21 protein-coding genes and 1 pseudogene are annotated in these 20692 nt (G+C 47.2%); 13 read left to right on the top strand and 9 right to left on the bottom strand.

Annotated elements, in window-relative coordinates; genetic code table 11:
• The first annotated feature begins 351 nt into the window (after positions 1 to 351).
• The gene (locus HP548_RS30795; RefSeq protein ID WP_175383784.1) at positions 352 to 1062 is read left to right on the top strand and encodes a GT-D fold domain-containing glycosyltransferase; all 711 of its coding nucleotides are present in this window, start codon (positions 352 to 354) and stop codon (positions 1060 to 1062) included.
• Positions 1063 to 1171: 109 nt separating this feature from the next.
• Here HP548_RS30795 and HP548_RS30790 read toward each other — a convergent pair whose 3' ends face one another.
• A complete protein-coding gene (locus HP548_RS30790) occupies positions 1172 to 1588 on the bottom strand; it encodes a hypothetical protein (protein WP_076291779.1) in 417 nt (138 codons plus the stop codon).
• 189 nt (positions 1589 to 1777) lie between these two features.
• On the opposite strand from HP548_RS30790, the gene HP548_RS30785 reads away from it, so the two are divergent.
• From HP548_RS30785 to HP548_RS30730, 12 genes and pseudogenes are all read left to right on the top strand, one after another.
• The gene (locus HP548_RS30785; protein WP_175383783.1) at positions 1778 to 2848 is read left to right on the top strand and encodes an RluA family pseudouridine synthase; all 1071 of its coding nucleotides are present in this window, start codon (positions 1778 to 1780) and stop codon (positions 2846 to 2848) included.
• A 111-nt stretch (positions 2849 to 2959) separates the two neighbouring features.
• The gene (locus HP548_RS30780) at positions 2960 to 3541 is read left to right on the top strand and encodes a DUF1273 domain-containing protein (protein ID WP_175383782.1); all 582 of its coding nucleotides are present in this window, start codon (positions 2960 to 2962) and stop codon (positions 3539 to 3541) included.
• Positions 3542 to 3662: 121 nt separating this feature from the next.
• The gene (gene speD, locus HP548_RS30775) at positions 3663 to 4481 is read left to right on the top strand and encodes an adenosylmethionine decarboxylase (protein ID WP_063564347.1); all 819 of its coding nucleotides are present in this window, start codon (positions 3663 to 3665) and stop codon (positions 4479 to 4481) included.
• 138 nt (positions 4482 to 4619) lie between these two features.
• Positions 4620 to 5069 (top strand): flagellar basal body rod protein FlgB, encoded by a 450-nt coding sequence (flgB, locus tag HP548_RS30770; RefSeq protein ID WP_246318272.1) that lies wholly within the window; start codon positions 4620 to 4622, stop codon positions 5067 to 5069.
• Positions 5070 to 5298: 229 nt separating this feature from the next.
• Positions 5299 to 5790, top strand: a pseudogene (locus HP548_RS30765) (GNAT family N-acetyltransferase); the annotation flags it as partial.
• 201 nt (positions 5791 to 5991) lie between these two features.
• Complete coding sequence (locus HP548_RS30760) at positions 5992 to 6399, top strand: NUDIX domain-containing protein (RefSeq protein WP_343054973.1); 408 nt, start codon at positions 5992 to 5994, stop codon at positions 6397 to 6399.
• A 232-nt stretch (positions 6400 to 6631) separates the two neighbouring features.
• The gene (locus HP548_RS30755; protein ID WP_175383781.1) at positions 6632 to 7147 is read left to right on the top strand and encodes a sigma-70 family RNA polymerase sigma factor; all 516 of its coding nucleotides are present in this window, start codon (positions 6632 to 6634) and stop codon (positions 7145 to 7147) included.
• The gene (locus HP548_RS30750; protein WP_175383780.1) at positions 7144 to 8475 is read left to right on the top strand and encodes a DUF4179 domain-containing protein; all 1332 of its coding nucleotides are present in this window, start codon (positions 7144 to 7146) and stop codon (positions 8473 to 8475) included. Before HP548_RS30755 ends, HP548_RS30750 begins: the two co-directional genes overlap by 4 nt.
• Before the next feature lie 113 nt (positions 8476 to 8588).
• Positions 8589 to 9632: a S66 family peptidase gene (locus HP548_RS30745; protein WP_175383779.1), complete on the top strand. Its 1044-nt coding sequence runs from the start codon at positions 8589 to 8591 to the stop codon at positions 9630 to 9632.
• A 64-nt stretch (positions 9633 to 9696) separates the two neighbouring features.
• Complete coding sequence (locus tag HP548_RS30740; protein WP_076291774.1) at positions 9697 to 10002, top strand: hypothetical protein; 306 nt, start codon at positions 9697 to 9699, stop codon at positions 10000 to 10002.
• Positions 10003 to 10367: 365 nt separating this feature from the next.
• Entirely contained in the window at positions 10368 to 11063 is a 696-nt protein-coding gene (locus HP548_RS30735; RefSeq protein WP_231952780.1) for a threonine/serine exporter family protein, read from the top strand.
• A gap of 1 nt (position 11064) precedes the next feature.
• Positions 11065 to 11532 (top strand): threonine/serine exporter family protein, encoded by a 468-nt coding sequence (locus HP548_RS30730; protein ID WP_246318271.1) that lies wholly within the window; start codon positions 11065 to 11067, stop codon positions 11530 to 11532.
• A gap of 240 nt (positions 11533 to 11772) precedes the next feature.
• Here HP548_RS30730 and HP548_RS30725 read toward each other — a convergent pair whose 3' ends face one another.
• From HP548_RS30725 to HP548_RS30690, 8 genes are all read right to left on the bottom strand, one after another.
• Positions 11773 to 13632: a transglycosylase domain-containing protein gene (locus HP548_RS30725; protein ID WP_409347687.1), complete on the bottom strand. Its 1860-nt coding sequence runs from the start codon at positions 13630 to 13632 to the stop codon at positions 11773 to 11775.
• Positions 13629 to 14423: a HAMP domain-containing protein gene (locus HP548_RS30720; protein WP_175383777.1), complete on the bottom strand. Its 795-nt coding sequence runs from the start codon at positions 14421 to 14423 to the stop codon at positions 13629 to 13631. Before HP548_RS30720 ends, HP548_RS30725 begins: the two co-directional genes overlap by 4 nt.
• Positions 14424 to 14592: 169 nt before the next feature.
• On the bottom strand, positions 14593 to 15729 hold the full coding sequence (locus HP548_RS30715) for a sensor histidine kinase (RefSeq protein WP_175383776.1): 1137 nt from the start codon (positions 15727 to 15729) through the stop codon (positions 14593 to 14595).
• A gap of 54 nt (positions 15730 to 15783) precedes the next feature.
• A complete protein-coding gene (locus tag HP548_RS30710; RefSeq protein ID WP_339850192.1) occupies positions 15784 to 16506 on the bottom strand; it encodes a response regulator transcription factor in 723 nt (240 codons plus the stop codon).
• Between the two features lie 89 nt (positions 16507 to 16595).
• On the bottom strand, positions 16596 to 17417 hold the full coding sequence (locus tag HP548_RS30705; RefSeq protein WP_063564357.1) for a DUF2785 domain-containing protein: 822 nt from the start codon (positions 17415 to 17417) through the stop codon (positions 16596 to 16598).
• A gap of 241 nt (positions 17418 to 17658) precedes the next feature.
• On the bottom strand, positions 17659 to 18126 hold the full coding sequence (locus tag HP548_RS30700) for a DinB family protein (RefSeq protein ID WP_343054951.1): 468 nt from the start codon (positions 18124 to 18126) through the stop codon (positions 17659 to 17661).
• A 176-nt stretch (positions 18127 to 18302) separates the two neighbouring features.
• Positions 18303 to 19247, bottom strand: a complete 945-nt coding sequence (locus HP548_RS30695) for a DUF1963 domain-containing protein (protein WP_175383773.1) — start codon at positions 19245 to 19247, stop codon at positions 18303 to 18305.
• Between the two features lie 155 nt (positions 19248 to 19402).
• Positions 19403 to 20692 carry an ammonium transporter gene (locus tag HP548_RS30690; RefSeq protein WP_076291768.1) on the bottom strand — a complete coding sequence of 430 codons (1290 nt, stop codon included), beginning with the start codon at positions 20690 to 20692 and terminating at the stop codon, positions 19403 to 19405.

The raw sequence follows: 20692 nt of genomic DNA, 5'->3' as shown, positions 1-20692 counted from the left end.
CCTTCCTCCTCATCTTTTGTTGAACTTCTTTCAATTCAGTCAGACTATTTTCATAGTTTTTACAGCCCTTTCCACGCAAAAAATGCCTCCGTCAGCCCGAAACTGCTATACAGAAGCTCTCTCCAATCCAGCCGACTCTATAACGTATGAAAAAATAATAGAACTGGTCCGGACACTTGCACGGGTTTTTGTATAAATCAGCTTTTACATAAGCCCATCAACACTTTCCGGTCCCGAAAGTAGATTGATATATAACCGAAGATGCGCCCTGCGGGTCGAACGCACAAAACGTTGCCGAAGCCGCAACATAGAATAGAGCAATTGAATTTTCAAAGGAGGCCTTATACCACAATGAGTCCAATCTATCTTGAAATGGATGGTGTGTTGGATCAACTCGAAGCCGCCGTGAGGGATAAGCGTCCCTTCTCTCTGGTCCGTGTGGGCGATGGGGAAAATATCGTCATGTCTCAGGAAACGGTCTGGAGTACGGAACAGGTTCTGCAGGAACGATGGGCTATCAAAGCTAATCTGGGACAAAAAGGACTGCGTCTGCCCAATCTGCAGCTTCGGGACGAGGTTGCCGCTTCCTTGCAAAGGGCAGATATCGTAGGTATTCTTCCTCACGGGGACAGTACCATCAAAGCGCCGGAGCATCTCAAAAGACAGCTGACCGATACGGTGTTCGCACATTTCGGCATCGCTCCGGCACTAACTTGCCATGCCTGTGTCAATCGGGAACTCGCGCAGGTGCCCCGCTTCTGGAATATGCTTGCCGGCAAGCGGGTGCTGCTCGTTACCCGCGAGATTGAGCAGCTGCGAGCCATGCTCGTTCAGGAGCCCTACCATCTGGATATCACAGCTGCGCTGCCGTTCGACAGCTGGGATCAGATGCAGGAAACGCTGCAATGGATTCAAACGAATCAGGATACCTTCGATGTAGCTCTTTTCTCCTGTGGCGTGAACGCGGTTGTTCTTGCGGAACGAACAGCGGCACTTGCAGGCAAAGTCGCCATCGACTTCGGCAAAGCCAACAACATTATTTTGAAAGGCCGCGCCAACTAGTCTGTAAAAGTAGATACTACAACAAAAATCCCGGACTCCTTGGAGCCGGGATTTTGTTCTGCTAATCATCAGATGCTTACGTAAACACTCTTCCTGCTGAACCTTTTGTTCATAGGAACCAATTGGTGGCTGCAATGCCATGGAACACCTCGGGGCCAGTCCGTACCGATGTGGACACGCCGGAAATAAACGAAGTATACACACTTTCCAGTGCAGGCGGTGCGGAAAGATCCTGTGCAGTGAATGAATGAAATTCAGCGCCACCGTTCTGACCTACCGTGCCTTCGGCGCGATAGATCACATAGAACGGATCGTAAACGCTGCCCCGTACAAGCTCAACAACAAACGTATCCCCCACTTCTCCGGTAACGCCAACCGTGCCATTCAAGGTGATAATGGGATTGGGGACACCAAGGGTCTGCAGACCAATGGAGCCAAACGCTTCTGGCGATGGGCCTAGAGACAAACCGGGCTGTCCTACGGTTCCCGAGTTCATCGAAGTTCTCATATCGAGAAACACACCCATGAGTAACACCTCCAATGCTATGGGATACGTTATTCTATGAATCTCGACTCTCTTTGGATTGGATGGATAACAGATTGTCTCCACCTATTTTTATTTGCCCCCGGTTAATGGTATATTGGACTGCATAACGAAATGAACGGATCGTATGCACACAAGCGGTACAGGCTGTTCAGAAGGAGATTACTATTTATGAATAAACGTAAACGCCCAACAGGCAATACTTCTGCCAAATCATCAGGACCATCCACATCACGCAATACAGGAGCGGCGAATAAGCCTGTAGCATCCAAATCCTCCGCGGCTCCCAAGAAAGCCGGAGCACCCAAACCCAAAGCAGCCAAACGCTCGGGCAATTCCTATTATAGCAAGCAAGAACCACCACGCCCGTACAAGGTTACTGAACCGGATGAGCTGCTCAACTTCTTGCTGAAACATTTGAAGTCCGGCCGTAATGCGGTCAAATCCATTCTGGGTCGCGGACAGGTGTCCGTTGATCAGAAAGTGGTGACCAAGTTCAATCTGGAGCTGAAGCCAGGGCAGATCGTAACAATTAGCAAAGAAGGCGCTGTTGCCGCTCCTTCCCTGACGGGCATTAACATTTTGCATGAAGACGATGATATCATTGTCATTCGCAAGGAAGCCGGACTGTTGTCCATTGCCGCTGACAAAAGTGATGATCTTACCGCTTATCGCCAGCTGACCGAGCATGTTCGCCGTACCAACCCACTAAACCGCATATTTATTGTCCATCGTCTAGACCGCGACACTTCGGGTGTCATGATGTTCGCCAAGAGTGAAGAAGTGCAGCAGAAGCTGCAGGACAACTGGAAAGAAAATGTACAGGAACGTGTGTATGTTGCCCTTGTGGAAGGCGCCGTTGCAAAAGAAGAAGGTACCATTTCCTCATGGCTAAAAGAAACCAAGACGCTCAAAATGTATTCCAGTTCTCGCCCGAATGATGGACAACATGCCATTACGCACTACAAACGTTTACAATCGAACCGTGAATTCTCCCTGCTGGAGGTCCGTCTGGAAACGGGTCGCAAAAACCAGATCCGTGTGCATATGGAAGATCTGGGCCATCCCATCGCAGGCGACAAAAAATATGGTGCTCATACCAAAACACTGGGTCGCCTCGGACTGCATGCACGGGTACTCTCGTTCGTCCATCCAACTTCGGGTGAGCTGATGAGATTTGAGACCGATATTCCAAAACAGTTCCTCTATCCATTCCGTACGGATGCTCCATCAGCGAACTAACGGGATGATTCAAAGAAGCGACATCGCTGACCCAGTGATTTCAGCCGATACTGGACAAGTCGCGGTGCCGGAACTGGCCGATGGCCTCACCACGCCTGAATGGAGGAACCGATGCTGAAAAACGTGTTGATTACCGGTTATCGTGCACATGAACTACAGATTTTTGGACAGAAGCATGAGGGAATTCCTTTCATCAAAAAGGCGATCTCCTCCCGTCTTACACCTCTGGTCGAAGACGGGCTGGAGTGGGTGCTGACGCCAGGCCAATACGGTGTAGACCTGTGGGCGTGCGAAGTGGTGCTTGAGCTGAAGAAGACGTTTCCGGACCTGAAGCTGTCGATCATTACTGCTTTTCAGAATCCTGAGGAACAATGGAAGGAAGACAAACAGGAGTATTATCGCTCCATTCTGCAAGGTGTGGACTATTATGGTGCGATTAGTCGTCAGCCGTATATCGGCCCGTGGCAGTTTACTGCGCGGGATGACTTGCTGCTGCGCAAAAGCGACGGTCTCTTGCTCGTGTATGATGAAGATTCCGGGGATGGCAGTCCCCGTTTTATTAAGGAAAAAGCAGTCAAAAAACAGCAGAATGAAGATTATACGATCATCAGCATCACCTCGGAGGATATTCAATCAGTCGCCGAAGATGAACGGATGAACGATGTTGGCGAATACGGAGATCCTTCATTCTGATCTGTGTACGACTGGAGTAACAAAGAATGAAGTACATATGTTTTTTTTGGCGGCAGGTTGGGTATAAGTAGTAGTAAAACTGCGATCACCATGTCGTATGGGACAAAGGGGAACTGCAACCATGACATTAACGCCAGAGCAGCGCATTCAACTGCATGGATTCAACAACCTGACCAAGTCGCTGAGTTTCAATATGTACGATATCTGTTATACGAAAACCAAAGATGAACGCGAAGCTTACATTGAATATATTGATGAACAATATAATGCGGCACGATTGAGCAAAATCCTGAACAACGTGTCTGACATTATCGGTGCCCATGTGCTGAATGTCGCCCAACAGGACTATGTTCCCCAGGGTGCAAGTGTGACGATGCTTGTGTCGGAAGGCCCCATTGTGGAGATCCCCGAAGAATCCTTCGATGAATCTCCAGGCCCCCTGCCCGATAATGTTGTCATGCAGCTCGACAAAAGCCATATTACCGTTCATACGTACCCCGAATTTCACCCGAGCGAAGGCATCAGTACGTTCCGGGCAGATATTGACGTCTCTACCTGCGGGGAAATCTCTCCACTAAAGGCACTGAACTATCTAATCCACTCGTTCGATACAGATATCATGACGATGGACTACCGGGTACGTGGCTTTACACGGGATACGAGTGGACGCAAGCTCTTCATTGATCATGAGATCGGCTCGATCCAGAATTACATTCCGGATGAGATCAAGAGCAGCTTCGACATGATTGACGTGAACGTCTATCAGGAGAACATTTTTCACACCAAGTGTAAACTAAAAGAATTCGATCTCGATAATTATCTGTTTGGTTATACCAAAGATAAACTGAGCAAGGCCGAGCAACAGGAAATTACAGAGTGGTTGAAGCTGGAGATGGATGAGATTTATTATGGCAAAAACATCAATCGTCCTTCTTCATAGCTGATTCGTGAGGACTGATTCATACGGGCTGGGACAAGGATAAGATGTCATGAAGCAGGATTTCGTAATGGAAACCTCCGGCATGCACTTGTCCTTTTCTTTTGCCTAACTTGACATGCAGCAGCTCATTTTTTTATGATGAAAGCAATTGCATTTCCATTGAAGGAGACTGAGCCGTTGATTGAAACGAACACTTCCAGACGCAATGAATCTCTGTTACAAGCGCTGAACGCGCAGCACAAGGTTACCACTGAAAATATTGCCAATGCAGACACACCCAATTACAAAAAGAAATCGGTGGAGTTTGAGGAAGAGCTCAGACGTATCATTGAGAATGGCAAAACAGATCAGCTCGATATGAAGCGGACTCATGAGAAACACTTTCCGGTTAGCAATCCCAATGACTCCATCGTAAACTACCGGATTGTCGAGAACAACGAAACTTCCATGAATAATAACAACAATAACGTTGATATTGACAAGGAAATGGCGAACCTTTCGGAGAATCAGCTTATGTATAACTACATGGTTGATCGGGTCAGCGGGCACTACAAGAAAATGAAAAACCTGTTGCAGGATATGAAATAATGAATGGTTGAGCAGCCCTTGGCTGCTTTTTGTTTTGTCTATATTCGGAAATATCCAGAGGATCTATGTTGAATTATATTGATCTATATTAACCGCAATTAGCGTCGCTTTTCTTTTCCCAAATCAGGAGGATATGCTCCCCTGCTTGTGCCCTTTTTCGGTATCCTCTCTGTTTCGTAGTATAATGAGATAAAATGTATGATTTCATATCCAATAAAAGAGGTGCAACATGGCTCCACGTCATTTAAATGCTTTTCAAGGCTCCAAAGTCCGGCTAGCCGCTCCTTGCCCAGAAGACTGCATGCGGCTCTCCCGCTTTACTGACAGTTATGATTACTTGCGTAATCTGGATACCGATATTGCTGTTCCGCTAACGCCGGATGAGACGGGGTCATCTGCAGTTCGTAGAGACAACGGCTTTGAATTTGCACTGCGTACTCTGGAGGACAATCGGTTCATCGGATTCACGGCCCTCTACCGAATTGAGTGGAATAACCGCTCTGCACGCCTGGCCATTGGCATTGGTGATGACAAAGATCGGGGTAAAGGATACGGCAGTGATGCTCTCGCCCTGATTATTCGTTATGGATTCCATGAATTGAATCTGAACCGGATTGCGCTGGAAGTGATTGAATACAATGAAGCTGCCAGACGTGCCTATCTGAAAGCCGGATTTCGGGAGGAAGGCCGCCAGCGTTCTGCCGTTCTACGGGATGGCACGCATTATGATCTGATCTCGATGAGTATTCTTGCAGAAGAATGGTCCACGCAGACCCAACTTCCGCTCGCGTTTCAGTCCACTCATGCCCAAGGAACTAAACAGAACGAAGATCACTCAGACTCACGATTGGTCGCTGCCGAAGGATCTGCGTTGTCCTTACTTAACACCAAAGGTACAGAGAATTCTCCTGTCCAACCTCGGATTGGTGTCGGAGCGGTCATTCTCAACGAACGTAATGAAGTCCTTTTGGTTTGGCGAAATCGTCAGCCTGAACAGTACACCTGGAGTATCCCTGGGGGCAAAGTCGACCCGTACGAATCCATTGAAACGACGGTCATTCGGGAGATCAAGGAAGAAGTCGATCTGGATATTGTCATCGACAAGCTGCTCTGCACCGCAGAGACGATCCGACCTGAACAACAGGAACATTGGATTTCCGTCCTCTACTCAACTCGAGTTATCGGCGGTATTGCTCGTAACTGCGAAGAAGGCGGAGCGATTGGTGAGATTGGTTGGTTCCCGCTGGATGATCTGCCATCGCCGCTCGCTAGTTTCGCGGTGCCTGGTCTGGAAGCTGCGAAACAACTCCATCTTTATTCTGAAGATTGAAATCGAGAGAAACTAACCTCACTACGGTTAGACAAGTCATATGAATAATAACAGCCGCCGAACTCCTCTCTCTAACATAAAGGGGACTTGGCGGTTGTTTTCAGTTTCTGCGCAATTTTCTTCTTTTTGGTAGTCTTCGGTAAGTGTATACATAACTTTTTTCCAAAATCAAGAACCGTTTGGCCCCTACCACGGTCTAATACGGAACAACATCCATGAAAGGAGGAGCCATGTGACCCCTGCTCAACTGACCATCGCCGCACAAAAAGGGGATGCCGAGGCTTTTGCAGCCTTAATGGAGATGCATCAGAGCCGACTGTATCGGATCGCCTATGCCTATCTGCACAACGAGGGCGATGCGCTGGAAGCGATACAGGAATCCACCTATAGAGCTTATCGAAAGCTCAAGAAATTAAAAGAACCCTCCTATTTCGCCACTTGGCTGATCCGCATTCTGCTGAACTACTGTGCGGACGAACGCAAACGCAAGAGCCGGTTCAGCCACGTTACTGAAATTCATGAACCCAGCAGCTGGGACCGGCCCGCAGACCCTGATCTGGCCGCAGCCGTATCTGCGCTGGATCGGGATTGCAAACAGATTATTATTCTAAGTTATTTCGAAGGTTTCTCCTTAACAGAAGTCGCTGATATTCTCGAAATCCCGGCCGGAACCGTAAAATCCCGACTGCACCGGGCACTCGGCCAACTTCGGAACCAGCTTGAAACGAAAGGAGATGTAACATTATGAGCGATGAAATGAAGTCATTTGAAGCCCTTGAGCAGCGTCTGAATGATCGTAAAACAGAATACGACGCCATGTCTGTACCGGATGCAGCAGCATATCAGGCTGTACAGACCGGAATTCGTCTGGCTGCGCGCAAGCGCAAGTCCCGGCTGCGCTGGGTTATGAGCTCCATATCGGCAGCCGCAATCATCCTCGTGTTTACGGGATGTATCCGCGTCTCCCCCGCCTTTGCATCCTTTGTGGAGCAACTTCCAGGCATGGAGGGCATCGTCAGTATGATTCGCCAGGATAAGGGGTTAATGATGGCCATCGATCAGTCCCTCTTGCAGAAGGTTGGTGTGACCGATGAGCATGATGGTGCTTCCTTGACTGTGGACAGCATCATTACGGATGAGTCACGCATGGTTATTTTTTACACGATGAAAGGCATGAAAGATCCAGACAAGGGTATGTATGACATCGATTTGCTTGATAGAGATGGAAAAAAGCTGCCTGTTGCGTTTAGCTATTCCTCTCCTAAGCCGGCTTCAGAAAGTGGCATTTATGAGGATAAAATCGATGTCTCATTTACAGAATCTTTACCGCCACAAGAGCTGACCGTTGTATTTAAGGAAAGAGGTAAGGAACCGAATAATAAGTGGAAGGTCACTTTCCCAGTGGACCGCAGCTTAACAAAAGGCATGAAAAAAATCATTCCCGTAAACCAAACAATGACCGTGGACGGGCAGCGTATTCATGTAGAACAGGCCATTCTGTATCCCACTCGCCTTGTACTTGATATCGAATATGATCGGTACAACACCAAAAAAATCTTCGGAATTCGTGATTTGCAGTTGGTAGATGAGCAAGGCCGAGCATGGCGAACGGATTCCTCCTCCATCTCAGGCTCTGGAAGTTCTGTCTTTTTCGAAAGCATGTACTTCTCCACTCCGAAAAAGCTGACGCTGCAAGGGTCTGGCCTTTCAGCGGTGGATAAGGATGAACTGGTTATCAGCATCGATCCATCTTCAGGTGAAATACAAGGTGGCCCATCGAGTTTGAAATTCCTGCATAGCAAGGTAAAGGGCAAAGATCTGGTCATCGAGTTTTCAATTGCAGACGCTCAAGATTCCATTTCTGCTCTGTCATTTACCAATATCAAGGACAGTAAAGGAAAGCCTTTCGAAATTAATGAGTTAGGCTGGAGTCCTTCAGGTGAAAATGGGATCTCCGAAGCAAGGATTTTCATTAAAAATGCAGCCGCAGCCGAAGGAAATCTGACAATGGAAATATTCTCTTACCCTGATCAAAGTCGTGCACCGTTCTCTATTGAAATCCCTGTGACTCCCTAAAGGAAATGTAACAGGCATAATCCGCAAGCCACATGAAGTAGTCATGCACTATAATGAAAATATCAACCATCTAGAATTAAATCGATATGTTCCCAAGAAAGGGTGTTTTCACAATGAATAAGCGTTCAATCCGTTACCCGCAGCCACTCGCTCCGGGAAATACCATTGGCGTGGCTGCACCATCCAGCGGTGTAAGTGAATCCTTGCATCATTACCTTGAAGAGAGCAGGCACAACATGGAGCGCCTTGGTTTTGGTGTTCAGGAGAGCCCATTTCTACGGCATAATGCCAAATGTGTAAGTTCCTCCAAGGAAGATCGCGCTGCCGAGATTAATGCATTTTTCCGTGACCCTGAGATTCAGGCTATTATCCCTCCGTGGGGTGGAGAGTTCCTTATGGATATTCTCCCCCTACTCGATTGGGAAGCTTTGAAAACCTTGCCTCCCAAATGGGTTATGGGATATTCGGATATCAGCACCTTTTTATTCGCATACACCCTGATCACCGGAACGGCTTCGGCACATGGTACGAACTACGTGGATCTAAGATCCAATGAACTCGATCCGGTGACAGCCCGCTGGATTGATGTATTACAAACTAGCCAGGGAGGGCAGGTTACTCAATCTTCTTCCACTCACTATCAATCAGAATGGAAACCGGATTTGTCGACATTCAATCTGGATACTCCTTCTCTCTGGAAACAGCTTGGGCAACCCGAAGGAGCAGACTCGCAGGTTACATTCTCAGGTCGGTTGATCGGCGGCTGCATGGATACGATCTCCAGTCTGATTGGCACGCCGTATGCACCTGTTGCATCCTATCTGGAGCAATACTGTGCAGTCGAAGGTACCATCTGGTATCTGGAGAGCTGTGCGATGAACGCAGGGGATATCTACCGTCTTCTGTGGCAGATGAAACAGGCAGGCTGGTTTGCAGGTGTGAAAGGCTTCATGATTGGACGACCTGCGGGTTATTCCGATACAGAGGATTTCAATTTCACCGATGCCCTCTCCGCTGCACTGGGGGACCTGGATGTCCCTGTATTGTACGATGTGGATCTTGGCCATATTCCGCCTCAGTTAACCTTTGTGAATGGAGCACTGGGCAAAGTGGCTTATGAAAATGGACGCGGGAGCCTTGAGATGGCATTTGTGTGATCACCTTTTGTAGGCAGATGCATACCTTGAAGTAAGAAATGATTTTGAGGAAGGGTTGTGCATCATGTCTGAATCCACGTCCACACCATCCGCACGGGTCGTATACCAAGCCAATCAACCAATGCTCCAATCCGTGCAAAGTGTGCGGAATATGCTTCATCATACAGCCCGGCAGCATGTAGGCAAGAAGGTGCAAGTCCAGAATATCGATGGCCAAGTATGGGAAGGTGTCATTATCAGCGCAGATCGGGGAATTTTGTATCTCCAGGTTACACCGATGCATGGATATCCTGAGCCACGTGCCTTGTTTGGACCAACTATTTTGCCACTCGTGCTTTATGAGCTGTTGGTCATTACCCTGTTGATGTAGTTGTTTTTTGTTTCGATCGAGCCTAATCCAAGAAGCTTCTCTCCCTTTGACCATCAGGCCCTGGGAGCGAAGCCTTTTTTGGGTTTTAAGAGTGTTCGGTTATCATTTTGGTGTGAATGCATGCATTAATCTCTGCAACCTGGATGACTTCCTGTAGTTCGTGCGGTATGTTTCATTGCTAACGTGTGAAATATGATACAATGGTGTCGGCACCAAGCCTTATCTCATATGAACGGAGCTTGATCCGGTTGGAATATATCCCTCATGATCCTCCACCCGTGCCTCAGTCTGAGACGGAGCTGGTTGGGACAAATCATACTGAACAATCCCGCGTGATTGCAATCTGTCTATTGGCAGGCAAAATCATGCTGCAAAGCGGCGGTGAGACCTATCGTGTGGAAGATACGATGAAACGCATGGCTGCCGCGCTGGGCCTTCCCCATTCGCACAGTTATGTTGTGCCCACAGGTATCTTCTTCTCGGTTGATGCAACCGAGCCTGCCAAGCTGATACGGATCTCTGAACGAACCACGGATTTACATAAGGTATCCGAAGTGAATGCCGTTTCCCGGCGTATTGGACAAGGTGAATTGTCCGTTGAAGACGCCTATGCATTGTTACAACAGATTGAGGGACAGCCCTCCTCCTATTCTGCAGTTGTGCGGCTTACAGCGGCGGCGTTATCCAGTGGTTGCTTTACCATTATGTTTGGTGGAGGCTGGGTCGACTTTCTCCCTGCCGTTCTCTGCGGTGGTATTGGCTATGCAGCAGTCATTGCCTTCCATCGACTGGTACTCGTAAAGTTTTTTGCCGAGCTGACCGCTTCATTTGTCATTGGTCTGCTCGCCTTTTTGCTTGTCTATATGGGCGCGGGTCATGAACGGGACAAAATCATTATTGGCTCAGTCATGCCCTTGGTACCGGGACTGCTGATTACCAATGCGGTGCGTGACCTGATGGCCGGGCATCTCGTGTCCGGGTTATCCAAGGGAGCCGAGGCGTTTCTGACGGCTTTTGCGATTGGTACCGGCATTGCTGTTGTTTTTTCACTTTTTACGTAAGATGGAGGAGTTGCAGGTTATGCTTCATTTTATTGAACAGGCCCTGACCAGCTTTGTCGCTTCGGCCGCATTCGGTATTATTTTCAACGCTCCTCGGCGCATGCTGCTTCACGGTGGATTTGTCGGTATGATCGGCTGGATCATCTATATTGTGCTCGAATATGCTGCGGATGCTGTTCCTGCTACTCTTGCAGCGACCATCGCGGTAGGTGTCATAAGCCAGCTGTTCTCCCGCATGTTTCGCGCACCCGTCATTATCTTCAGCGTAGCAGGTATCATTCCGCTCGTTCCCGGTGGACTGGCGTATAATGCGATGCGTAATTTTGTGCAAAATGACTACGGCGCTGCCATGGAGATGGCTGCCAAAGCGCTCATGTTATCCGGTGCCATCGCGATCGGACTTGTATTGTCCGAGGTGTTGAACCAGATGATTCGTCGTATACCTGAATCATTGCGAGCAAAATCCTAACACAGTAGATGAATATATTATCACTAAACTAAACAATAAAGACCCGTTAGAGACAGGGTAAACGCTGTCCTTCACGGGTCTTCTATATTTCCAGCCAATGTTGATCCGTTATCATCTAATATGCAGCGTTTTGTTTTCATCATTGTATCCATTTGTTCGATAACTGTACGATCCATAAAAAGAACTCCCCATGTCTGTTGGACACTCCTTGTCCATTGGTGTACGGTAAACCATTCTCTTTTATGGCAAAGCACGCTTCATCACCGACGCAAATAAATCCGCCGCCACACCACTTCCGGATCTCATATAATGCTCTGCATCTGTACGATCAAACCCCATCCAGACTGCGGCCGTCCACTTGCTCGTATATCCTACAAACCACAGATCCCTGTTCGCCTCCTTGCTTACACCAGGTAATGCAGCCTGCGTTGTTCCTGTCTTCCCCGCTACCTTATGCTGACTCAGTTGTGCCCTGCTACCTGTTCCTTGACTGACCACATCTTGAAGCATGTCGGTCATGGCCGTTGCCGTGCTGGTGGAGATCACCTGCTTGTTCTCTCGCTTAAAAACATAGATTGTCCGACCGCGTGAATCCTTAATTTCACGAATTAGATGCGCCGTATTGAACTTGCCGTTATTGGCAAACACGGAATATGCCTGGGCCATTTTTATTGGAGACACCCCTTTATGCAAGCCACCTAGGGCAATCGACAGATTAAGATCCTCCTTGCCCAGTTCAATGCCCAATCGATCTGCAAATTGATGTGCGCTTCCCAGTCCTGTCTCATGCAGCAGCCATACAGCTGGAGCATTAATGGAGTTTTCAATGGCTTGCGACATCGTAACTGTACCTCTGTAACGTCCGCCCAAGTTGCTTGGTTGATAACTCCCATATTTCATGCGTTGATCAGGCAGCATGCTCTCTGGCTTAAACCGCCCTGATTCCAATGCAGGTCCGTATGCAATAATAGGCTTAAATGCAGAACCAGGTTGCCTTGCATCCGTCGTTGCCCGGTTAATGCCTCCTTTTACAGGGTCTCTCCCACCCATCATCGCTTTGACTTCACCGTTATGCTGGTCCAGTATGATCATACTCGCCTGCACTTGCTCATCCTCACGATCATCGGTGAACCGTGAAGATTCACGGAATGTTTGCTCCATCGCCAGCTGCGCTTGATCATCCAATCCCGTACGAATGGTCCAGCCTGCCGATCGAATCTCTGCTCCACTCTTGCCTGTAAGTCGGGAAGCCTCCTCGATTACCGCATCCAAGGCAGACACGTAGGCAGGCACTGTTGAGCCCGGAGTCGATTCAACTGTCGAATTGGGCGGTGTATAGTCCACATTTCGCGCTTCCTCCATCTGCTTCTTAGTAATAATTCCTTGCTCATGCATGATACCAAGAACCACAGAACGCCTCTCTTTGGACAGGTCTTCCCGATCCACCGGATTGTATATAGAAGGTCCCTTCGGAATGCCGACCAGCGTAGCCATTTGCCAGATCTCCAGCTGATGTAGATCCTTAATCCCGAAGTATCGCCAAGCCGCGGCTTTAACCCCATATTGCTGGCGTCCCATATAAATATGATTCAAATACAGCTCTAATAGCTCATCCTTGCTAAATCTCTTTTCCATCGCCAGGGCAATCGACATTTCATTCACCTTGCGAACCAGCGTTTTATCTCCGTTCAAATACAGATTTCTGGCCAGTTGCTGCGTAATCGAGCTGCCTCCTTGACTCAGGTTCATATGTAAAACATCCTGCACAACCGCCCTGCCAATGCCGATAAAATCCAGGCCATCGTGGTTATAGAAACGTCGATCTTCCGTAGCCAGAAACGCCTGCTTTAACAGATCGGGCATATCCTTTAAATCAGCATGCAGCGCATATCCCTTGGTTTGTACTTGTAATCTTGAAATTTCTGTTCCATCCGCATTGGTAATGATCGTGGAAGAGGCCACCGAAATGGCCTCAGGATGATTGCGAAGGACACCTTCGCCGTAAGTAACTAGATAGATATAGCCGACCGCAAGCAAAATAACGATTACTACAGAGGCATCAAATATATGATAAATTCCGCGCCTTATGCTGGATCTCAACATTCAGGCTCCCTAAATACATGTGGATTGGAGCCTGAATGTTCCTGTTGCTTCATTTCCATAGAATCCAGAGCAAGCTCCAGCCTTAACGTCTGCTCATACGCTAGCCTGACCCAGTGCTGAATCTCCGCTTCATCCCGGCAGCGTCCTTCCACGATCGTTTCAAGCGAGGAACGAACACCGTAGAGAGTAAGTTTCATCGGCAGATCTGCATTTATGTGACCAGATTGTAATCCAACCCAATCTGCTTGTATACGTTGCTTATGACTTCTCTCACTTTCTGACGCTATTTGTTGTCGGCTACTTTCTTCGCCATACATATACATACCAGAACTGAACCATTCTTCGTCTCTCGGCTCTCGATCTATCCACTCCTGGTCTGAACTGTTTAAGCGCTCCGATTGTATACGTATCGCAACGTCATTCAGATCCGTGGCAATCTGCCGCAGCTCTCCTCCGTTTAACACTTCAATTTGTGCTGGAATTCGGCCATGGGCCAGTTCATGAGTTCCACGACCAATCACCTTGAGGTCATCTGCAATCTTCTGGGATCGAATCCAAAAAAACAATGCAAACATACCACCACCGATGAATATAACCAATGGCGTTGTACCGATATGGTTTATCACCCAGTACATAATGCGAGTTATTCCTGTTGTCTCCGATAGGATATGTTGGTGAGCAAAACGTAACATGTGATAAACGACAAATAGGAGCGCTGCGCTAAGTAACGCGCTTGCTCCGCAAATATATATGTAGCTCAATCTGACTGTACGTAATAATAATCTCATATTCGGCATCCTCCTCAATTTTGCAGTTCATCTTTTCGATTGAGGTTAAGAATACCGAATATTTCTTAATTAAGAAGTGGGTAACTTCTTATCATTTTCTTAATTAAGCAATTTGCCTACATGTTGAATCAAGCAAGCTCTCTTATAAGTAGAAGAAAATTCTGCCCGGTTACCGTTCCTCTGCATCTCTGTTCATCGGAGGAGCAGTCACCGGAAAACGCGTAACAAAATCGGTTCGGCCCTGATCACTGTAGGCAGCGATAGTTCCTTTGTGTAATTCAATCATGGATTTGGCAATAGCCAGCCCCAGTCCGGTGCCGCCTGTATCGCGAGAGCGGGACTTGTCCACCCGGTAGAATCGATCGAATAAATGCGGCAAATCCTGCGCTGGAATCGGTTCACCATAATTGCTAATGCGCACTACAGCTTCTTCACCTTCAAGAGACAACGCAATCTCCATCACTTTACCCTGTGCCCCATAACGGATCGCGTTACTGAACAGGTTCTCATACGCACGAACAAGCTCTCCAGGAGCGGCCTGAATCCATAAAGGTTCTTGTCCACCAATGATCTTGTATGTCATGCCTGCTTCTTCCAGCATCGGAGAGAACTCTTCAGCGAGCTGCATCAGAAACGGATTCAGGTTCAAAGAAGTCAATGACAAAGGAAGGCTCCCACCACTGACACGGGTATATTCGAACAAATCGTCGATTAGCTTCCTTAATGTTAAGGACTTCTCGTACGCAATGCTCACGTAATACCGCATCTCAATTTCATCCTGATATCGATCCTTCTCTATGTACTCCAAAAATCCGAGAATGGAGGTCAGCGGAGTCCTCAAATCATGAGAAATACCCGTAATTAAGTCATTTTTGGCAGCAACTGCACTACGCTCCTCTTGCAATGACAGCTGCAATTGTTCAGCCATCTGATTAATACTGGCAGCCACAACGCCAAATTCATCCGATGTCTTCAGATCGATCCGATGAGACAGCTCTCCTTTGGCAACTTCCTGAATTCCTGCCGTAATCTCATCCAGAACCAGCATCACCCTGCGCGTGAACAGGAAAAAGAACAGCACAAAGCCAAGTATGCCAACCATAATCATTAATGGCATAGACCCAATATTGTTCACCAGCCACCTGATGCCCCTTGCAGGGATCGAATAATTAGGATAAGTCTGAGCCGCCAGAATGGAGTGTACAACTTTGCTGCCCCCATACAAAATAGCCCCCGTCAAAATGCCACTCAGCAGAAATGCGTAGATAAATTTCCACCGGACTGTGTTAATTAATTTTGAATTCATCTCGGAACTCCTTGCTCACGCTTTGTATCCAAATAACCTCATAGACGCACGTGCTCATTGTGGTTTGATCATCTTATAACCAACACCCCATACCGTCTGTATGAATTTGGGATGTTTGCTGTCGAGTTCGATTTTCTCACGAATCTTGCGGATATGCACCATAACGGTATTGTTGGACTCCATAAACTCTTCTTTCCAGACCTGCCTGTAGATCTGCTCCATACTCAACACAGAGCCTTGATGGCGCGCCAACAGTTCCAGAACAGCAAATTCACGGGGAGTCAAGCGAACAGGTTGCTCATCCAGCCAGACCTCATGCGTATCCGTGTTGATGACCAGATCGTCAATCACCCATTCATGCTCCTTGTTCTCACGGCCTTCATTGAAGGTATGGTACCTGCGAAGCTGTGACTTTGCCCGTGCCACAAGTTCAAGCGGGTTAAACGGCTTGGTCACATAATCATCAGCGCCGATGCTCAGCCCTGTAATTTTATCCATATCCATGCTTTTGGCGGACAGCATAATGATCGGCATTTTCTGCTCTTCCCTAATTTTCATACATGCTTCAATTCCGTCCATATTCGGCATCATGACATCCAGAATGATCAGATCAATTGGCTCTTTCTTCAGTTGCTCAAGCGCCTCGATCCCATCACTGGCTGTCAGAACCCGGTATCCTTCATTACCAAAATAAATCTCCATCAGTTTAATAATATCCTGCTCATCATCCACAAGCAGAATGGTTGCTGGCTGTGCCACGGCATTATTCCTTTCCATTCCATGAATCATTACTTGATCAAAGTATACCACTAGGAAATGGATCTGCGAAAATCATCGCCCTAGGAAAGAAGCAAAAACGTTGGATTTTAGGAATAATATACTTTTTCTATTTTATATAAAGTATGCTCGATTGTTGGGCAGAGATCAGCATCGACTTTGTGAAATTTAATTCGAAAGTATAAACTTTTCAAAAAGTTCTTTATATTATTTTTTTGCCTAAAGGCAGGAAGGAATTCTGGATTTTTCTCCACATCACCAAAACGTTGAATCCATTGCTCTACATAAGTCTGACTAAGTATTTTTCTATTTAAAACACTAATTATGGATTTTACCATTCTTTCATCTTCCCCATCGGAGTAAACTCGATCAGTGATGGTCATCTTTTCGTAAACCAAATCGAGAATGGTTAAGAGATCATTTTTATCCAACTCGGAACATTGGGCCAATTCGTCTAAAGCATCTGCTGCATGGGCTATGGCATGAGCCCAGCCTTTTTCTTCGTCATACCCGCGGTAATCTCGCTCTTTATGTACATTGTAAAACACGATCTCTTTTATCTGATGAATATGCTCTTTCGAGAGAAATGGTGATTCTTTATGCCTCATGAAGAGGAGCGGTATAACTAGCATAGAGAACGATCGAGTAAAGACAGAGTCTGTATTCGTTTCACCAAGCCTAAAAAGCAAATGCTTATTATCCAAAACAACGGATAGAAGTTGTTCTAGTTCGTTTACTGTTAAGGTATTATCAGGAATCCAATTTGATAAGGTTGTATAAATGAGGTCATCACGTAGTTGGGCATCCAAAGAACCGATATTAACCATCATTTCTTGTATCAACTGGAATGTATCGAGAGGTGTTTGGTAGTCATTCTCTTTTACTAATATCAACTTTTCTTTTAAACTCATTTTACACACCCCTAATAGAAGATTTTCCGAACTTACTATTTTAGTTTCTATTGACTATGTGGCATTTTTAAACGTTGGTTTTCGTTAATTGTAGCTGATCCGGCAATCTCTATTATTAACGTATAGTATCGTCGATTTAATCCTTGCTTAACCGTTGCTTGTGCGGATAACATGTTCTATGTATTCTATTAAATCTTGCTCTATATTCAGGCAGAACCTAGCATTACGGACCTTGGTCTATCTATTCAAACAACGATACTTTGGGCTCTATACCAGTCAGTGTCAGCATCGTATGCAGTTGACCCCTGTGGTGATACACATGTCCCATGATCTCAAGCAGCCACTCCAGACGACTGTACGAAGCTCCCCAATAGGAGTCAGTCACCTGTAATAATTCCTCCGTATTAAACTGTCTGTATCGATGATAGAGGTACATCTGATTCGCAATCAGCGCTTCCCTGATCTCACTCAGTGAATTTGGCTGATGTTCCTTATAAAACAAAGCCATTTCTTCTTGGGAAGCTCCCTCCGAAATATGTACATCTGCACGACAAATGACAGATAGATGAGAAAGCAATTCTCCAACCGGCCGTTTGCCTTCAATCGGAGTCAAAGCCAAGTCCTCCTCCGACAGTTGGTCACATAAATTAATTAATGATGTCACTGCCACATCAATATGTTTAAATGCAGACTGAATCAACAGAAACACTCCCTTTTTATTCCATTATACAGAACATATGATCGCCAATCAACTATAAATTCCCCCTTTATATATAAACCAGCTTTGCTCGAAAACCAACAATGATGAACAAAAAAAAAGTCCCTCCTCCCTCATATAGACGGAAATTGGGACATTTTGTTGCTCCGATGATAACAAACACGAACTCAACTTGAATATAACGAACAATACGTTTGATCGAATCGTCCTGCGAGCAAGTCAGCCTTGCGAATGAAAAATTGCAGCTCCCCACAATCCCACCATTGAAAACCGATAGCGTCATGCGTATCAATTTTTAATAGAAGTAAGGTATCCGCAAGCTCTTGTTGTGTCCGTTTCTCATCCCCGCCATAATGAGCAGTCAGCTTCTTCTCACACGCCTGCTCGTCATAAGCATACTCTTCATCAAGCACAATCTGTAACAGCGCCTGATGTTCTGCATCCGGATGCTGACCGTCCGGGTATCCAAACATGCCACCCCAGTTCTGCGTACTTGGATGATTCCAGCTGGACTCGAATTCGAGGTATCGGTCATACAGACCTTCCTCCCCTTCAACAGCTACCGTTCCACCAGACAGCGGGGCGGCGATTGCATTCAGAGCCAGAGAATCAATGTATGCGTATGTAGGAAACTCGAGATTAGGCAGCACTGTTACCGAATGTGCTACAAAATCGTCCTCACCCAGCGCGGTTTCGCCATCAGGCTCTCGCCTTGTCAGGTTATGAGCATCCGGCTCGTAAATCACACGATGCTCAATATGATAAGCAGGTTCATCCACACCAATGAAAAAGTATAACATGCCCCGTTCGGGCAAACTCCCGCGCCCATCATTTGGCGTATATGGCGTCAAATCCACGAGATTCAACTGGGCCAGGAACGTCATGGGCACCCCCTCCTGTGTCAAAGGCCATTTCATGTTACCCGGCAGATCGGGATTTCCACCTACACGTGAATTTCCTGTTCTGCGATACTCATCGATTGTCGATACATCAAGGCGAATTCCCCAACGGCTTGAAGATAACAGCAGATCGGCAGCATTACCCAACCCATATTCTTCAAGAGTTTTCCGGGCTTTTCTGGTCAGACGTTCACATTGTTCAGGTTTAATCATACAGATCCTCCCCTTCTGACAATACATCTATGGTGAGACATATTCAGGTTCACACCTGTATATTCTTCCGCTGACGCTTCTTTCCCTGCTTCTAGCGAAAAAAGAGACTGACATCCGGTGTCAGCCTCCTTCCTTATTATCCATTAGGTTCATTCTTAACGATCCCGATTCGGTGAATCATTCTGGAAAGCCCGAATATGCTCCTCGCCATCCAGAAATTCATGCGACTGGTGTGCAGCCATTACACCATGATAACTAATATCCAGACCTAATTCTTCCTCTTCTTCCGTGGAACGGACAGGAACGATCTTGCCAATCAGTTTCAGACCAATCCAGGTCATGACAAATCCCCAGACGACCAAAGCCGTGAGGCCAAGCGCCTGAACACCCAGCAGCCTCCAGCCACCTCCCATGAACAAACCACCATCGGTTGCAAACAAACCCACGGCAATCGTACCCCACATCCCGGATACAGCATGAACAGGGAACGCACCCACAGGATCATCAATCTGCCTGCGGTCTAACCAATTCGTTGCAGCCATCATGAGCAATCCGGATACCGCTCCGATAAATATCGCAGCCACATCACCGACAAAGGCACACCCTGCCGTAATACCGACTAGACCGGCCAGCGAGCCATTAATGACCGATGGTGCATCTGAACGATTGAATCGGAACAAGGTGTAGAGCAGTGTAACCGCACCGCCTGAAGCAGCAGATAACATCGTAACGATGGCAATGTGACCGATCCTGACATCAGTTGCACTGAGCGTACTTCCTGCATTGAAGCCAAACCAACCGAACCACAGCAGGAATGCACCTACAGATGCCAGCGGCAGATTACTTGGGAGCGCAATGGCACTTACGCCATGCGGCGTGTATTTGCCTTTACGCGGCCCAATAATAATCGCTGCGGCCAGTGCAGAGAACCCGCCCAACGCGTGAATGACTGCGGAACCGGCGAAATCCTGCATCCCCAGCTTACTGAGCCAACCGCCGCCCCATGCCCAGTGTCCACCAATCGGATAAATAATGGCCGTCATCAATATGATGTACAGCAGATAGGCACGAAAGTTAATCCGCTCAGCAACAGCGCCCGATACGATGGAAATGACAGCAATGGTGAACGCGGCCTGGAACAGCCAGAATGTTTCCAATGATACGGGTACGTCCAGGTGAGACAAGTCTCCATTGAGGAAAAATCCGGTTATGCCCACAAAACCTCCAGCATCAGAGCCATACATCAAGCCAAATCCGATGGCATAGAAAAGCAACGTTCCAATGGTAATGTCAGCGAATACCTTCATAATAATATTCACGCTATTTTTATAACGTACAAAGCCAGCCTCCAGGAGCGCGAATCCGCCCTCCATCAACAAAATCATGGCTGCACTCAATACGACCCAGACCGTATCAATCCCGGAGCTTAACGTCTCCAAAGTCAT

It is taken from the genome of Paenibacillus taichungensis (assembly GCF_013359905.1).
In the GTDB taxonomy this organism is placed as follows: domain Bacteria; phylum Bacillota; class Bacilli; order Paenibacillales; family Paenibacillaceae; genus Paenibacillus; species Paenibacillus taichungensis.
This window is presented reverse-complemented; position numbering and strand designations above follow the sequence as displayed.

Coding starts and splice junctions, on each gene's coding strand:
- HP548_RS30695 (WP_175383773.1), bottom strand. CDS start 19,247: ATGATTAAACCTGAACAATGTGAACGTCTGACCAGAAAAGCCCGGAAA.
- HP548_RS30780 (WP_175383782.1), top strand. CDS start 2,960: ATGCTGAAAAACGTGTTGATTACCGGTTATCGTGCACATGAACTACAG.
- HP548_RS30740 (WP_076291774.1), top strand. CDS start 9,697: ATGTCTGAATCCACGTCCACACCATCCGCACGGGTCGTATACCAAGCC.
- HP548_RS30790 (WP_076291779.1), bottom strand. CDS start 1,588: ATGGGTGTGTTTCTCGATATGAGAACTTCGATGAACTCGGGAACCGTA.
- flgB (WP_246318272.1), top strand. CDS start 4,620: ATGAAAGCAATTGCATTTCCATTGAAGGAGACTGAGCCGTTGATTGAA.
- HP548_RS30795 (WP_175383784.1), top strand. CDS start 352: ATGAGTCCAATCTATCTTGAAATGGATGGTGTGTTGGATCAACTCGAA.
- HP548_RS30750 (WP_175383780.1), top strand. CDS start 7,144: ATGAGCGATGAAATGAAGTCATTTGAAGCCCTTGAGCAGCGTCTGAAT.
- HP548_RS30720 (WP_175383777.1), bottom strand. CDS start 14,423: ATGAGATTATTATTACGTACAGTCAGATTGAGCTACATATATATTTGC.
- HP548_RS30735 (WP_231952780.1), top strand. CDS start 10,368: ATGCTGCAAAGCGGCGGTGAGACCTATCGTGTGGAAGATACGATGAAA.
- HP548_RS30715 (WP_175383776.1), bottom strand. CDS start 15,729: ATGAATTCAAAATTAATTAACACAGTCCGGTGGAAATTTATCTACGCA.
- HP548_RS30745 (WP_175383779.1), top strand. CDS start 8,589: ATGAATAAGCGTTCAATCCGTTACCCGCAGCCACTCGCTCCGGGAAAT.
- HP548_RS30730 (WP_246318271.1), top strand. CDS start 11,065: ATGGAGGAGTTGCAGGTTATGCTTCATTTTATTGAACAGGCCCTGACC.
- HP548_RS30710 (WP_339850192.1), bottom strand. CDS start 16,506: ATGGAAAGGAATAATGCCGTGGCACAGCCAGCAACCATTCTGCTTGTG.
- HP548_RS30690 (WP_076291768.1), bottom strand. CDS start 20,692: ATGACTTTGGAGACGTTAAGCTCCGGGATTGATACGGTCTGGGTCGTA.
- HP548_RS30705 (WP_063564357.1), bottom strand. CDS start 17,417: ATGAGTTTAAAAGAAAAGTTGATATTAGTAAAAGAGAATGACTACCAA.
- speD (WP_063564347.1), top strand. CDS start 3,663: ATGACATTAACGCCAGAGCAGCGCATTCAACTGCATGGATTCAACAAC.
- HP548_RS30785 (WP_175383783.1), top strand. CDS start 1,778: ATGAATAAACGTAAACGCCCAACAGGCAATACTTCTGCCAAATCATCA.